Here is a 15,286-nt window from a genome sequence, read left to right as displayed (position 1 = left end):
CCGTGAAGCCGGTCGACCCCCGACTCCTCGGGTACGCCCGCACCACCCGTGCCTTCCTCGCCGGATCCGTGCTCCTCGGCGGGGCGGGCGCGGCCCTGGTGGTGGCCCAGGCGAGTCTGATCGCCGAGATCGTCGTCCGCGCCTTCCAGCGCCAGGCGACCCTCGGCGAACTGACCACGCCGCTGCTGCTGCTCGCCCTGACGGCCGTCGGGCGCGGGCTGGTCGGCTGGCTCACCGAGCTCACCGCGCACCGGTCCGTCGCCCGGGTGAAGTCCACCCTGCGGCGCCGGCTGCTCGACCACGCCACCGCGCTCGGCCCGGCCTACCTGGCGGGCCGGCGCACCGGCGAACTCACCACCCTCGCCACCCGCGGCGTCGACGCGCTGGACGACTATTTCGCCCGCTACCTGCCGCAGTTGGCGCTCGCCGTCGTCGTCCCGGTGATCGTGCTGCTGCGGATCGTCGGCGCCGACTTCACCTCGGCCGCGATCATCGCCGGGACGCTCCCGCTGATCCCGCTGTTCATGGTGCTGATCGGGATGGCCACCCAGAGCCGGATGGACCGGCAGTGGGGCACCCTGGCCCGGCTCTCGCACCACTTCCTCGACGTGGTGGCCGGACTGCCCACCCTCAAGGTGTTCAACCGGGCCCGCGCCCAGGCCGCCACCATCGCCCGGATCACCGCCGACTACCGCCGCGCCACCCTGCGCACCCTGCGGATCGCCTTCATCTCCTCCTTCGCGCTGGAACTGCTCTCCACCCTGTCGGTCGCACTGGTCGCGGTCACCGTCGGCTTCCGGCTGGTGGACGGCACGCTCGACCTGGAGACCGGGCTGCTGATCCTGATCCTCGCCCCCGAGGTGTACTTCCCGATCCGCCAGGTCGGCGCGCTCTACCACTCCAGCGTGGAGGGCCTGACCGCCGCCGACGAGATCTTCCAGGTGCTGGAGACCCCGCTGCCCGCCGCCGGCACGGTGCCCGCACCCGCCCTCACCGGGGCCGTCGTCGCCGTCTCCGACCTGGTCGTACGCCACCCCGGCCGGACCGAGCCCGCCCTGGACGGCGCCGCGCTGACCCTGCGCCCGGGCACCACCACCGCCCTCACCGGCCCGAGCGGGGCCGGCAAGTCCACCCTGCTCGCCGTCCTGCTCGGCCTCGTCGCCCCGGACGCCGGCACCGTCCGGATCACCGTCGCCGACGGGCGGACCCACGACCTGGCCGCACTGGAACCGGCGAGCTGGCGGCGGCAGATCGCCTGGGTGCCGCAGCACCCGCACCTGTTCGCCGGGACGGTCGCCGACAACCTGCGGCTCTACCGCCCGGAGGCCACCGACGAGCAGCTGTGGACGGCGCTACGGGCCGCGCACGCGCTCGACTTCGTGACCAGGCTGGACGCCCCGCTCGGCGAGGACGGCGCCGGGCTCTCCGCCGGGCAGCGCCAGCGGCTCGCGCTCGCCCGCGTCCTGCTCGCCGACGACCGGCCGCTGGTCCTCCTCGACGAGCCGACCGCCAACCTGGACGGCGCCTCCGAGGCCGCCGTCGTGGACGCCGTCCGGACGCTCGCCGAGGACCCGGCGCGCACCGTGCTGATCGTCGCCCACCGGCCGGCGCTGCTGGCCGTCGCCGACCGGCGGGTCCGGCTGGCGGGGGCGCCCGCCCCGGCCGCCGGCCCGGCTGCGGCGGTGGCCTCCGCTGCGGTCTCCGCTGCGGTCGGGCGGCCCGCGCACAGCGGGCGGCCGACGCCCGCCCCCGCCACGGCGCAGGACGAGCCCGAAGCCGACGCCGCCACCCCGAGGCTGGCGCTGTCCGTCCTGCTCGGCGCGCTCGCCCTCGGCTGCGCCGTCGCGCTGATGGCCACCTCCGGCTACCTGATCTCCCGGGCCTCCGAGATGCCGCCGGTGCTCTACCTGATGATGGCCGTCACCTCGGTACGGGCCTTCGGCATCGGCCGCAGCGTCTTCCGCTACGCCGAACGGCTGGTCTCGCACGACGCCGTGCTGCGCACCCTCGGCACCCTGCGGGCCGCCGTCTACCGGCGGCTCACCGCGCTCGCCCCGGCCGGACTGCCCGCCTTCCGGCGCGGCGACCTGCTCTCCCGGCTGGTCGCCGACGTCGACGCGATCCAGGACCACCACCTGCGCTGGCGGCTGCCGGCCGCCGTGGCGGGCGTGGTCTCGCTGGCCGCGGCGGCGGCGATGGGCGCCTTCCTGCCCGCCGCCGGGGTCGTGCTCGGGATCGGGCTGCTGCTCGCGGGCGCGGTGGTGCCCGCCCTGGCCGCCCGCTGGTCGGCTGGCGCCGAACGGCGGCAGGCCCCGGAGCGCGGGCGGCTCGCCACCACCGTCGTCGACGCCTTCACCGGCACCGCCGAACTCACCGTGGCCGGTGCGCTGCCCGGCCGGCTCGCCGCCGTCCACGGCGCCGACGCCGCACTCACCCGGCTGGCCGCCCGCTCGGCGGCCACCACCGCGCTCGGCACCGGGCTGATCACGCTGCTCACCGGGCTGACCGTGACCGCCGCGGCGGCCGTCGGCGTCCAGGGGGTGCACGGCGGCGCGCTGGCGCCGGTCTGCCTGGCCGTGGTCGTGCTCACCCCGCTGGCCGCGTTCGAGGCCGTCACCGGGATGCCGCTGGCCGTCCAGGCGCGCCAGCGCAGCCGGGCCGCGCGGGCCCGGCTGGACGAGGTGCTGGAGGCCGAGGCCGCCGTCCCGGAGCCGGCCGCGCCCGCCGCGCTGCCCGAACAGCCGCTGCCGGTCGCCGTGCGCGGACTGACCGTCCGGCACCCCGGGCAGGCCGTGGACGCGCTCACCGGCGTCGACCTCGACCTCGCGGCCGGCCGCCGGATCGCCGTGGTCGGCCCGTCCGGCTCCGGCAAGACCACGCTGGCCCAGGCGCTGCTGCGGTTCCTGGAACCGAGCGCGGGCACCGTCACCTTCGCCGACGGCCGCCCACCGGCTGTGGACAGCCGCGCGCTCGCGGGCGAGGACGTCCGCCGGGTGATCGGACTGTGCGCCCAGGACGCCCACGTCTTCGACAGCTCGCTGCGGGAGAACCTGCGGCTGGCCCGGCCGGGCGCCACCGAGGACGACCTGCGCGCCGCGCTCGCCGCCGCCCGGCTGCTGGACTGGACGCTGACCCTGCCCGACGGCCTGGACACCATGGTCGGCGAGCACGGCGCCCGGCTCTCCGGCGGCCAGCGGCAGCGCCTCGCACTGGCCCGGGCCCTGCTCGCCGACTTCCCGGTGCTCGTCCTGGACGAGCCCGCCGAACACCTCGACCTGCCCACCGCCGACGCGCTCACCACCGACCTGCTGGCCGCCACCGAGGGCCGCACCACCGTGCTGATCACGCACCGGCTGGCCGGCCTGGACGACACCACCGTCGACGAGGTGCTGGTGCTGGACGGCGGCCGGGTCGCTGAGCGCGGCCGCTGGTCGGAGCTGATCGCGGACCGGGACGGGCGGCTGCACGCCATGTGGCGGCGGGAGCGGGAGGCGGACGGGCTGCTGGAGCGGGAGGCGGACGGGCTGGTGGAGCCGGTCGGGGCCACCCGTTAGGCCCGGTCGGGGCCACCTGCCAGGCCCGGTCAAGGCGCGTTTCCCGAGCAGCGCCGTCCTTCGGATGAAAAGCGTACAAACTAGGCTTTCTGCATGGACCCCACGCCAGAGCCCTCCGCCGCCGCGCCCGAGCCGACACCCCATCGGGTGCCGGAGATCGCCTCGCTCGGGCTGGACACCCTGGTCACCGAGGTCGCGGAGCGGCTGCAGTCGGCCGCCGCGGTCACCGACCGGATGCAGCGGCTGCTGGAGGCGGTGGTCTCGATCGGCGCCGGGCTCGACCTGCACGCCACCCTGCACCGGATCGCCACCGGCGCCGCCGAACTCGTCGACGCCCGGTACGCGGCCCTCGGCGTGATCGCCCCCGGCGGCACCGGTCTGGCCGACTTCATCCACGTCGGCGTCGACGACGAGACCGCCGCCGAGATCGGCGAACTGCCCGCCGGACGCGGCATCCTCGGCGCGCTGATCGACCGCCCCGAGCCGCTGCGGCTCGCCGACCTCGGCGCCGACCCGCGCTCCTCCGGATTCCCGCCGCACCACCCGGAGATGAAGACCTTCCTCGGCGAGCCGATCCGGGTCCGCGACGAGGTCTTCGGCAACCTCTACCTCACCGAGAAGAAGGGCGGCGGCGCCTTCACCCCCGAGGACGAACAGGTGGTGCACGCGCTCGCCGCGGCGGCCGGCGTCGCCATCGAGAACTCCCGGCTGTACGAGGAGGGGCGGCGCCGGGAACGCTGGATCGCCGGCGCCTCCGCCGTCACCACGGCGCTGCTCTCCACCGACCAGGCCGAGACCGCGCTCACCGTCGCGGCCGAGCAGGTCCGGGAGCTGGCGGACGCCGCGCTCGGCATGATCCTGCTCCCGACCGAACCGACGGAGGACGGCGACGGGCAGATGCGGGTCGCCCACGCCTCCGGCGAGGCCGCCGAGTTCGTCCGGGGCGAGCTGCTGCCCAGGAAGAGCTTCGCGGCCCGACTGCTCGCCGGGGAGAGCGTCTACCTGGACGACATGTCCAGCGACCCGACCGTGGAGATCCGGCTCGCCCGCGCCTTCGGCCCGTCCATGGCCGTCCCGATGGTCGCCGCCGGGCGGGTGCTCGGCGGGCTCTGCGTCTGGCGCCCGCGCGGCGCCCTGTCGTTCACCGACACCGAGAAGCAGCTCGCCGAGACCTTCGCCTCGCAGGCCGCACTGGCCCTGCGGCTCGCCGAGGGCCAGCGCGACCAGCAGCGCCTGGCCGTCTTCCAGGACCGCGACCGGATCGCCCGCGACCTGCACGACCTGGTGATCCAGCGGCTGTTCGCCACCGGGATGATGCTGGAGAGCGCGGCCCGGCGGTCCGTGGTGCCCGAGGTGAAGGTCGGCATCGGCAAGGCGGTGGACGAGCTGGACGCCACCATCCAGGAGGTCCGCACCACCATCTACGCCCTCCAGCACGACAACCACGGCGACGCGCCGGACACCCTGCGCACCCGGGTGCTGCGGGAGGCCAGCCAGGCCGCGGCCGCACTCGGCTTCAAGCCCTCGGTGAGCTTCGTCGGGCCGGTGGAGAGCCTGGTCGAGGAGAAGAACGGCCGCCAACTGCTCGCCGCGCTCAGGGAGATGCTCTCCAACACGGCCCGGCACGCGCGGGCCTCCCGGGTCGGCGTCGAGATCGACGCGACCGCCCATCTGGACGACACCGGCCGGCCGGTGAGCGGCGACCCGGAGTCGCTGGACCGGGGCGGGCGCCCGGGCGTGCTGCTGACGGTGACCGACGACGGCGTCGGCATCCCGGCGGGCGGGCGCCGCAGCGGCCTGCTCAACCTGACCCGGCGGGCCGAGGCGCTCGGCGGCGCCGCCTGGCACGAGGCCGGGCCGTACGGGAAGGGCACCAGGGTCCGCTGGACGGCCCGGCTCTGAACCCGGCCCGATCCTCCTCGGCGGTTGGCCGGTGAAAGTTAAACGAGGGAGAACTTCCCGACCAACAGCGCAAGTTGTGAACGTTCTGGGCTTTCCGTGGGTCCGTGTGCACACATAGCTTTGCACCGGTCTCGGAGGGGTAACCGGACGGGGGAGCAGTGGACGCGTCTGGCCGCGGGAACACCGCAGCAGGGGCAAGTCGAGGCGGGTTCAGGACGGAGCGCGCCCCGGACGGGCGGTACCGCTGGCAGCTGAAGGCGCCGAACGGCCGGGTGGTGGCCATCACCGCCGCCATGTTCGAGACGCCCGGCGAGGCCGAGCGCGGCTTCGACGGATTACGCGTCGGGGCCGCCGAACTCACCGCGCGGATCACCCACGTCCGGGACGGCATCGGCTGGATCTGGGTCGTCCCCGGGTCGCGCAGCCTGCCCGAGGTGCGCTCCAGCCGGGCGTACGAGCGGTACGCGACCTGCCAGAACGCCTTCCGGCGCTTCGTCGTGCTGCTGGCCAAACAGCCCGCGCGGGACCTGCCCGTCCGGGAGCTGCCCGTTCGTGAGCTGCCCGCGCGGGACCGGCCCGTTCGCGACCAGTCCGTTCGTGAGCGGCCCGCTCGTGAGCGGCCGGTTCGTGACCTGCCGGGCCGTGAACTTCCCCGGAACACCGTCTCGTTGAGACGCCCCGATGGCCGCTGAGGGGCGCGGCCCCCGTCTGCTGATCGTCCCCGCACCCGAACGCTGCCTGGGCTGGGCGCTGCGCGCCGCCAACGGGCGGCCGCTCGGCATGGGCGTGCGCACCTACCGCAGCGAGGAGGAACTCGCCGAGGCGGTCCGGGTGTTGCTGATCGAGCGGGCGGCCCTGCGATGTTCGGTGGCCCAGTCCGAGGGCCGGCAGTGGGTGTGGTCCGCCTACCTGCCGGTGCGCAGCACCCGGCGGACGGCGGTCGAGCCCGCGCCGGTGGCGCGCAGCGCCCGCGGCTACCTGCGGCGCGACCAGTGCCAGGCCGGCGCCGAGGGCTTCCTGTCCGGACTCCAGTGGGTGGGGCAGGAGTTGCGGCGGGGCGGTCGGGACGGTCGCTGGCCGCTGTGAGGCGGCCGGGGCCCACGTGCAGTTCCGGTGAAGCGCAGGTTTCCGGCAACACCCCGAGTCGCCACCTGGAGAAGAACGTCATCGGCCTCTGACCACCCCCTTTCCCCTCCGCCACGCCCGCGCTGACCAGTCGCTAAACCTCGTCGAACCGATGAGTCGACAATCCCGACCCGCCCTCGACCTCCCTTCCGGCGGAACCACCGGGCCGGACAGGATCTGCACTGCCGGAGCGGCCGCAGCGGACGCGGCCACCGGCCCCGGGCTCCCAACCAGAGCACGGGTCCACGCGATGGACGTCTCTCCCACCGGAGGAAGAGAAACATGCGTAAGACCGCTGCCAAGCTGCTCACCATTGCCGCCCTGGCGACCTCCCTGGCCACCGTCGCCAGCGGCACCGCCCTGGCCGACCCGGCGTCGCTCCCGGCCGCCAAGGACATCGTGGGCGTCGGCTCCGACACCACCCAGGCCGTCCTGAACCAGTTCTCGGCGGACTACAACGCCACCATTCCGAGCAGCAACACCACCACCCCGCGCCTGTACAGCTGGGACGCGACCGGCACCTCGCCGATCACCACCAAGACCGGCGCCACCTCCATCGCCCGCCCGAACGGCTCCGGCGCCGGCATCACCGCGCTGAAGAACAACACCAGCGCCACCGTGGACTTCGCCCGCTCCTCGCGCGGCCCGGCGTCGACCGACCCGAACACCTTCGACTTCGTGGCGTACGCCACGGACGCGGTGTCCTGGGCGGCCCAGAACGGCGGCAACGCGCCGGCCAACCTGACCACGCAGAACCTCAAGGACATCTACACCTGCAACGTCACCACCTGGGACCAGATCGACCCCAGCCTGCCCAGCACCACCATCAAGCCGTTCCTGCCGCAGTCCGGCTCCGGCACCCGCTCCTTCTTCCTCTCCACCATCGGCGTCTCGGCCTTCGGCCTCTGCGTCACCGAGGGCGTGCAGGAGAACGAGGGCAGCGACGCCCAGCTGAACGACCCCGACGCGCTGGTCCCCTACTCCGTCGCCCACTACGTCGGCCAGGTGTACTACGGCAAGGGCAGCGGCGCCGACGTCCAGGGCCCGCTGACCATCCGCAACGTCAACGGCGTCGCCCCGGTCGACACCGTCAACAAGGTGATCACCAACGCCTTCGCCGGTACCTCCTACGCCCGCAGCGTCTACAACGTGGTCCGTCACTCCGACTGGATCGCCACCGACACCCACGGCACCGCGCTGCGCGCCATCTTCGGCACCAGCGGCTGGGTCTGCACCAACGCCACCGCGTCCGCCGACCTGAAGAGCTTCGGCTTCCTGCCGCTGCCGGCCGGCGCCTGCGGCAGCGTCACCCACTCCTGATCCACCCCGCACCATCCGGCGGCCACGGGCGCAGCGCCCGTGGCCGCCGGCCATCGGAGGAGCCGTCGAAGGGGCCCGGGACCATGCGTGGAACGACGAAGAAGCTGCTCGCCGCCGCCGCTCTGGCGACGGCGGTCGTCACCGCGACCGGCGGCACGGGGGCCGCCGATCCGACGTCGCTGCCGGCCGCACGGGACATCGTGGGGGTGGGGGACGGCGTCACGCAGCTGGTGATGAACCAGCTCTCCGCGGACTACAACGCCACCATCCCGAGCACCGACACCACCACGCCGCGCCTGTACAGCTGGGACGCGACGGGCACCTCGCCGATCACCACCAAGACCGGCGCCACGTCGATCGCCCGCCCGAACGGGGCCGACGCCGGCATCCAGGCCTTGAAGAACAACACCAGTACCACCGTGGACTTCGCCCGCTCCTCACGTGGTCCGGCACTGACCGACCCGAACACCTTCGAATTCGTGGCGTTCGCATCGGACGCGGTGTCCTGGGCGGCCAAATCCGGTGGTAACGCGCCGGCCAACCTGACCACGCAGAACCTCAAGGACATCTACACCTGCAACGTCACCACCTGGGACCAGATCGACCCCAGCCTGCCCAGCACCACCATCAAGCCGTTCCTGCCGCAGCCCGGCTCAGCCCTCCGCACGAACTTCCTGTGGAAGATCGGCGTCTCGGCCTTCGGCCTCTGTGTGACCGAGGGTGTGCAGGAGAACGAGGGCAGCGACGCCCAGTTGAACGACCCCGACGCGCTGGTCCCCTACTCCGTGGGGCACTACGTCGGGCAGATGTACTACGGCCGGGGCAGCGGTTCGGATGTGCAGGGCCCGCTGACCATCCGCAACGTCAACGGCGACGCGCCGGTCGACACCGCGAAGAAGGCCATCAACAAGAACTTCGTCGGCGGTAGCTACGTCCTCTCCCTCTACCACGTGCTCCGCCGCTCCGACTGGAACGCCGCCGACGCCCACGGTGCCGCACTGCGCTCCGTCTTCGGCGCCGACGGTTGGATCTGCACCAATCCGACCGCCCTCGCGGACATCACCGGGTTCGGCTTCCTTCCGCTGCCGCCCCACGCCTGCGGGAGCATCACGCACAGCTGACCACTGCTCCACCCGCACCATCCCACCTCTCCCAAGGAGTTCAGCATGGCAAGAACCGGCATCCGCCTCGCCACCACCGGTGCCGCCGTCGTCCTGGCGGTCACCGGTGTCGGCGGTGTGGCCGTGGCCGACACCACCGCCACCGCGCCCACCGGCAGCGCCGTGATCACCGTCGACGGCGCGTTCCTGGCCAAGTCGGTGCTCAAGGGCATCGTCGTCGTCCCGCTGACGCCGGCCACCGCGGCCGCCGCCAACAACGCCATCACCGCGACCTTCCCGGTGACCGGCGGAGCGGCCAACATCCCGTCCTTCTCCGGGGACGTGCAGTTCGGCGGCAGCCTGCTCTTCTTCAACGCCACGAACGGCAAGAGCGTCGTCTTCAAGCAGCTCGACTTCGGCGTCCGCAGCTGGAAGATCACGGCCGTCCCGGACGGCGGCACCAACCCGGTGGCGCTGCTGGACCCGCTGGGCGACACCCAGGTCGGCCGCACCGGCACCACGCAGAGCCTCACCGCTTCCAGCCTCCAGGTGGACGCGGAGGGCGCGCAGTACCTGGACAAGGCCCTCGGCACCACGTACTTCACCGGCGGCCAGTCGGTCGGCTCGCTCGCCCTGTCCTTCACCCCGGGCAGCTGACCCCCGGCCCGCGATGACCGCGGGGTGATCTGCGGGCCCGCACCCCGGTGCGGGCCCGTACGCATTCGGACGACGCAACTCCGTTCCATGGGTGCCGCGTTGGGGTCTCGTACACCCTGTCGACCGGATCCGGCCATATCCGGCTGGCGCAATGGTCAGGTACCGGAACCGTCCGGTCGTCCGCATGCCTGATCCCCCTTGCGCCGCGTGCTGGGCGGCGCGGATTCGCACGGAGGTGCCCGCCATGAGAGTCCGACTACCCGACCGGAGGGATCCGGGGTGGTGGCGTCGCCGATGGCCGGCGATCGCGATGGTGTGGTCGGTGGTGGTGGCCCTCGGGGTGGTGCCGATCGGCCTGGGGGCGGTGCCACAGGCGGTGGCGGCGTCGTCCGCGGTGACGGTGAAGGGGCCGAAGCTCTGGAATCCGAGCACCGGGACGTACGGCAAGCAGGGGAGCATCACGCTCTCGCAGTCGAAGGACCTCACCAACCAGGTGGTCCAGCTCTCCTGGAGCGGCTTCACCCCGACCACGGACGGCAACGGCCAGCCGAGGACGATCGTGAAGCCCGGCGACGCCTACTCCTTCTTCGCCGTCCGGATCTACGAGTGCCGCGGCACCGATCCAAAGGTCACCGACTGTTACGGCAGCACCATGTATGGGCTGGATCCGGCTGCCGGGTTCCAGCAGCGGAAGACCGACGTGCCTGCGCCGGACTTCCCGAGCAACATGGTGATCTCCCCCACCAGTATGGACGGTTCGGGAGCCGCGACCATCGAGTTGTACACGGGGCTGCAGAGCCCGACCCTGGCCTGCGATGCCACCCACCCGTGTTCCCTGGTGGTGGAGGCCAACTACGGCGGTGACAGCCTCGGCCAGACGAATCCGCAGCAGACCGTGGACTGCACGAACCACACCCTCGATCTCACCACCGGATACAAGCTCGCGTCGGACGAGGTGTTCGGCAAGGACGCGGCCAACGGCATGTCGAGCGGCGAGCAGTGCGCCTGGGAGAACCGGGCCGTGGTGCCGCTGGCCTTCGCGCCCTCGCCGGCCGCCTGCGAGGCGCAGACGTCGGCGTTCCGTGCCGCGGGCCTGGAGGCGGCCAACCGGGCCGTGCAGTTGTGGCGTTCCGGCCTGTGCCTGGGCGACAACCCGCTGTCCTTCCAGTACCTTCCCGCCGGCGGTGAGCCGCAGGCCCGGGCCGACTTCCTCGGCGGAGCGACGGACGTCGCCCTGACGGTCCGACCGGACACGTCGACGCCGCAACGCCCTTACGTCTACGCGCCGTTGTCGGCCTCTGGCGTGTCGGTGGCCTTCGTGGTCGACGACCCGTCGACCGGTCGGCAGATCAGGGACATGAAGCTCAACGCCCGGCTGCTGGCCAAGCTCCTCACCCAGTCGTACTCGCCCGCCGGAGGCGTGATCGCCTCCGTGAAGGGCAACCCGACCTGCATCTTCCGGGACCAGGAGTTCCTGAAGCTGAACCCGCTGCCGCCGGAGAGCGGGCTGAAGTGGCCGACGTCCTGCGCGGTCTCGCAGTCCAGCCCCATCGTGGTCGGCGGCACGACGGACCTGGTGTACCAGCTGACCTCGTGGATCGCCTCCGACCCGGACGCCGCGCGCTTCCTGGACGGCGAGCCGGACCCGTGGGGCATGCGGGTGGACACGTACTACCTGCGGCCGGCCTTCTCCGGCTACCCGACCGACTCCTTCGCCCGGCAGGACTCCTCCGGGCTGGTCGGGGCGACGACGCAGCCGCGCAGCAACTGGCGTGAGTACGAGTGGAATCCGGTCACCACGGGGCTCGGTGACGTGGCGCGGAAGCTGCTGCAGAACAAGCCGACCTGCATCGATCCGACCATCCAGCCCGACGGCGGCCACAACCAGTGCGCGCCGATGGACCCGGGCAGCCGGACGCTGTTCTCGATCATGGACGCCGGCCAGGCGAAGGCCTACGCGCTCCCCGAGGCCCAACTCCTCAACCCGGCGGGCGGGTTCGCTGCGCCCAGCACGTCCAGCTTCCAGTCCGCGGTGGCGGACATGACGGTGGACGCGTCGACGGGTGTCCAGCAACTGCCGTACGGCGTCGCCGACACGGCGTACGCCCACGACCAGTTCGCCTACCCGCTGACCAGCGTGCAGTACGCGATGGTGCCGACCAAGGGCGTGCCCGACGCCAAGGCGGCGGCGATCACCAAGTTCCTGAAGACGGTGACGACCAGCGGCCAGGTGTACGGCACCGAGCCGGGCCGGCTGGCGCAGGGCTTCCTCGCCCTGACCAACGCCCAGCGCGCGCAGGCGGCGGACGCCGCCTCGCACGTGGAGACGCAGGACGGCAAGCTGCCCGGCAACCAGGCCGCGCCGCCGAACCCGCCCCCCGTCACCCCCGACCCGGGGACGACCGGTGGCACCGGCGGCACCCCGGCGGGCGGTTCGGGCTCCACGGACGGCGCCGCTCCCGGCACCGCGCCCGCGCCCGTGAGCGACGGCGGCACGGCGGCCGGCGGGACCGGGGACACCTCGGCCGACGGCAACACCTTCGGCACGACCGGCGGGACCAGCGGCACCGGCTCCATCGGATCCACCGGTTCCACCGGGACGACCGGCGGCACGGCCGGCACCGGCGGATCCGCCGCCGTCCCGGCCGCCGCAACGGCCGGCGGGGCGAAGGCCGCCGCCGCCCCCTCCGCGTCCGGCAAGCCGATCACCGTGGCGCCCGTCGCGGCCGGCACGCCGGCGGCGGACCGCTCCGGCATGGCCCGCCTGCTGCTCCCGATCGCGCTGATCGGCGGCCTGGTGCTGCTGGTCGGCGGACCGGCGACGCTGCTGCTGGGCGGCACTCCGGCCGGGCAGAAGGCGCTGACCGGGCTGCGCGAGGGCTGGTCGCGGGTGCGTCGCCGCCGCTGGGGCCGCTGACGCCCGCGGTTGACGCCCGCGCCGGTTGACGCCGGCGCACCTCGGACGACTCGGCGGGGCCGCCGTTCCGGCCCCGCCGACTCGTCCGCCCGGTCCCGTTGCCGTCTGCCCCGGGCCCGCTGACCAGGCCCGCAGCCCGACCCGCGCCGCCCGCGCGTCGGCGACCGGACCGACCGGCGGCCGGAACGCCGGCGACCGACCGACCGGCGACCGACCGGAACGCCGGCGACCGACCGACCGGCGACCGACCGGAACGCCGGCGACCGACCGACGACCACGAACCAGCCGACCGAGCCGCCTTCGACGCTTTCGTCGGGCCGCCGTCCAGGCCGGGGCACCACCCCGGCACCCGTACCCGAGCACGGAGAGCAGACCATGACAGCCGCCGCCGAGCCCGCGGCACCGTACGCCGGGGCGCCAGGCCACCCCGACGGCCAGCCCGACCCCGACGTCCCGCGCGTCATCACCGCCCCCGCCACCCCCGGCGACCGGGTGTTCCGCGGCGTGCTGCGGCTCGCCGGGATCTCGGTCTTCGCCATCATGGGGCTGATCGCGTTCTTCCTGCTGCTGCGCGGCACGGACGCGCTGCGCGCGGTGGGCTGGTCGTTCCTGACCGAGCAGAAGTGGCAGACCGCCGCGCACAACTTCGGCATCGCCGCCGTCCTGCCGAACGGCCTGCTGATCGCCGTGATCGCCCTGGCCATCGCCGTCCCGGTGGCGCTGACCACGGCGGTCTTCATCGCCGAGTACGCGCCCGTGCGGCTGCGTTCGGTGCTGGTCTCGCTGATCGACCTGATGGCGGCGATCCCCAGCATCATCTACGGCCTGTGGGGGCTGTTCTTCCTCCAGCCGCGCATCATCGGCTTCGTCCGCTGGCTGGCCAACCACCTCGGCGACGCGATCCCCTTCCTGAAGGTGCGCACCGGCGACATCGGGACGTCCTACACCTCGTCCACCTTCATCGCGGGCGTCGTGGTCTCCCTGATGATCATCCCGATCGTCACCTCGCTCAGCCGGGAGGTGTTCTCCCAGGCCCCGCAGGGCGAGCGGGAGGGCGCGTACGCGCTCGGCTCGACCCGCTGGGGGATGGTGCGCGCGGTGGTGCTGCCGTTCGGCAAGGGCGGTGTGATCGGCGCGGTGATGCTGGGCTTCGGCCGGGCGATGGGGGAGACGATCGCCGTCGCGCTGATCATCTCGCCGAACTTCAAGACCATCACACACATCCTCGAGAACGGCGCCAACTCGATCTCGGCACTGATCGCGCTGCGCTTCGGTGAGTCGGACGCGCTGTCGCTCTCCGCGCTGATGGCGGCCGGCCTGGTGCTGTTCGCACTGACCCTGCTGGTCAACGTCGCGGCCGGTTTCGTGATCAACCGGTCGCGCTCCGGCGCCTCGACCGCGGACTGAGAAGGGCGGCCGACATGACCAACCCCGTTGAAGGGACGACCCGATGACCACGCTCGACCTGCCACCCGTGGCCGCGTCCGAGCCCGCCGAGGCGCCGCCCGCCCCCGCACCCGTACCCCCGCGCCCGGAGCGGCGCCTGAAGCTCGGCGGGGTCACCCGCGAGGACGTGCTCACCGTGGCCGGCTCGCTGGTCGGCTCGCTGGCGCTGGACTGGATGAGCTACGAGCGGATCCTGCCGTTCAGCGGCGCGTTCGGCTTCCTGGTCTGCTGGTACGTGCTGTTCCTGGCCGGCTACTTCACCCTCGGGCGGCTCCAGTGGGGCAGGCTGCTGGTGCGCGAGCGCCTGGTGTCGGTGGTCGCGTGGAGCTCCGGACTGCTGGTGCTCGCGCTGATCGTCGACCAGATCGGCTATCTGGTGGTCCGAGGCTCCGAGGCGGCCCAGCACCTGAACTTCTTCACCGAGTCGATGGAGAGGACGGCCGCGCTCTCCCCGATCACCTCCGGCGGTGCGCTCAACGCGATCGTCGGCTCGCTCGAACAGCTGGGCCTGGCCACGCTGTTCGCGGTGCCGCTGGGCATCGCCGCGGCGGTCTTCATGTCCGAGGTCGGCGGCCGGATGGCCCGTCCGGTGCGGACCCTGGTCGAGGCGATGACCGCGTTGCCGTCGATCGTCGCGGGCCTGTTCGTGCTCGGCGTGGTGATCCTCACCCTCGGGTTCGAGCAGAGCGGGTTCGCGGCCTCGCTGGCGCTGACCGTGATGATGATGCCGATCGTCACCCGGGCCGCCGAGGTGGTCATCCGGCTGGTGCCGGGCACCCTGCGCGAGGCCTCGTACGCGCTCGGCGGCAGCCAGTGGCGGACGGTGTGGAACGTGGTGCTGCCGACCGCCCGGCCCGGTCTGGTGACGGCGGTGGTGCTCGGCATGGCGCGCGGCGTCGGCGAGACCTCGCCGGTGCTCCTGACCTCGGGCTTCACCGCGCAGTTCAATGCCGACCCGTTCACCGAGCCCCAGGTGTCGCTGCCGCTCTACATCTGGAACTACGTCAAGCAGCCCTACCCCGAGATGGTCGCGCGGGCCTTCGCCGCGGGGCTGACCCTGATGGCCGTGGTGCTGGTCCTGTTCGTCACCGCCCGGGTGCTCGGCGGCCGTCGGCCCGGCCAGTTGACGAGGGGTCAGAAGCGCCGGATCAACCGGGACGCCCGTCGTCTCGAGGCGGCCGCCGCGGCCGCCGTCGCCCGCCCGTACGCCATCCAGCCGGAGAAGCGCTGATGCCCAGCCCAACCACCCTCCGTACCAGAGGAGT

General features: G+C 73.3%; 10 protein-coding genes. All 10 read left to right on the top strand.

The annotated features are described in order from the left end of the window. Positions 1–2 precede the first annotated feature (2 nt). Entirely contained in the window at positions 3–3,554 is a 3,552-nt protein-coding gene (cydD, locus tag A6F73_RS15790; RefSeq protein ID WP_063348397.1) for a thiol reductant ABC exporter subunit CydD, read from the top strand. A gap of 234 nt (positions 3,555–3,788) precedes the next feature. Continuing rightward, a complete protein-coding gene (locus A6F73_RS15785) occupies positions 3,789–5,456 on the top strand; it encodes a GAF domain-containing protein (protein WP_244293634.1) in 1,668 nt (555 codons plus the stop codon). Positions 5,457–5,749: 293 nt separating this feature from the next. After that, the gene (locus tag A6F73_RS15780; RefSeq protein ID WP_244293400.1) at positions 5,750–6,148 is read left to right on the top strand and encodes a hypothetical protein; all 399 of its coding nucleotides are present in this window, start codon (positions 5,750–5,752) and stop codon (positions 6,146–6,148) included. Further along, positions 6,138–6,542, top strand: a complete 405-nt coding sequence (locus tag A6F73_RS15775) for a hypothetical protein (RefSeq protein ID WP_063348394.1) — start codon at positions 6,138–6,140, stop codon at positions 6,540–6,542. Before A6F73_RS15780 ends, A6F73_RS15775 begins: the two co-directional genes overlap by 11 nt. A 321-nt stretch (positions 6,543–6,863) precedes the next feature. Then, on the top strand, positions 6,864–7,901 hold the full coding sequence (locus tag A6F73_RS15770) for a substrate-binding domain-containing protein (protein ID WP_063348393.1): 1,038 nt from the start codon (positions 6,864–6,866) through the stop codon (positions 7,899–7,901). 83 nt (positions 7,902–7,984) lie between these two features. Further along, entirely contained in the window at positions 7,985–9,022 is a 1,038-nt protein-coding gene (locus tag A6F73_RS15765) for a substrate-binding domain-containing protein (RefSeq protein WP_063348392.1), read from the top strand. Between the two features lie 45 nt (positions 9,023–9,067). Beyond that, the gene (locus A6F73_RS15760; protein ID WP_063348391.1) at positions 9,068–9,658 is read left to right on the top strand and encodes a hypothetical protein; all 591 of its coding nucleotides are present in this window, start codon (positions 9,068–9,070) and stop codon (positions 9,656–9,658) included. A 244-nt stretch (positions 9,659–9,902) separates the two neighbouring features. Continuing rightward, positions 9,903–12,575 (top strand): hypothetical protein, encoded by a 2,673-nt coding sequence (locus A6F73_RS15755; RefSeq protein WP_159398467.1) that lies wholly within the window; start codon positions 9,903–9,905, stop codon positions 12,573–12,575. Positions 12,576–12,950: 375 nt separating this feature from the next. Continuing rightward, the gene (gene pstC / locus A6F73_RS15750; RefSeq protein WP_063348389.1) at positions 12,951–13,982 is read left to right on the top strand and encodes a phosphate ABC transporter permease subunit PstC; all 1,032 of its coding nucleotides are present in this window, start codon (positions 12,951–12,953) and stop codon (positions 13,980–13,982) included. 43 nt (positions 13,983–14,025) lie between these two features. Further along, complete coding sequence (gene pstA, locus A6F73_RS15745; RefSeq protein WP_063348388.1) at positions 14,026–15,252, top strand: phosphate ABC transporter permease PstA; 1,227 nt, start codon at positions 14,026–14,028, stop codon at positions 15,250–15,252. Positions 15,253–15,286: the final 34 nt, after the last annotated feature.

Source organism: Streptomyces sp. MJM8645 (assembly GCF_001625365.1).
In the GTDB taxonomy this organism is placed as follows: Bacteria; Actinomycetota; Actinomycetes; order Streptomycetales; family Streptomycetaceae; genus Kitasatospora.
This window is presented reverse-complemented; position numbering and strand designations above follow the sequence as displayed.

What these genes read in the sequence shown, in the direction of transcription:
- A6F73_RS15785 (WP_244293634.1), top strand. Translation starts at nt 3,789, where the DNA reads ATGCAGCGGCTGCTGGAGGCGGTGGTCTCGATCGGCGCCGGGCTCGAC.
- A6F73_RS15780 (WP_244293400.1), top strand. Translation starts at nt 5,750, where the DNA reads ATGTTCGAGACGCCCGGCGAGGCCGAGCGCGGCTTCGACGGATTACGC.
- A6F73_RS15775 (WP_063348394.1), top strand. Translation starts at nt 6,138, where the DNA reads ATGGCCGCTGAGGGGCGCGGCCCCCGTCTGCTGATCGTCCCCGCACCC.
- A6F73_RS15770 (WP_063348393.1), top strand. Translation starts at nt 6,864, where the DNA reads ATGCGTAAGACCGCTGCCAAGCTGCTCACCATTGCCGCCCTGGCGACC.
- A6F73_RS15765 (WP_063348392.1), top strand. Translation starts at nt 7,985, where the DNA reads ATGCGTGGAACGACGAAGAAGCTGCTCGCCGCCGCCGCTCTGGCGACG.
- A6F73_RS15760 (WP_063348391.1), top strand. Translation starts at nt 9,068, where the DNA reads ATGGCAAGAACCGGCATCCGCCTCGCCACCACCGGTGCCGCCGTCGTC.
- A6F73_RS15755 (WP_159398467.1), top strand. Translation starts at nt 9,903, where the DNA reads ATGAGAGTCCGACTACCCGACCGGAGGGATCCGGGGTGGTGGCGTCGC.
- pstC (WP_063348389.1), top strand. Translation starts at nt 12,951, where the DNA reads ATGACAGCCGCCGCCGAGCCCGCGGCACCGTACGCCGGGGCGCCAGGC.
- pstA (WP_063348388.1), top strand. Translation starts at nt 14,026, where the DNA reads ATGACCACGCTCGACCTGCCACCCGTGGCCGCGTCCGAGCCCGCCGAG.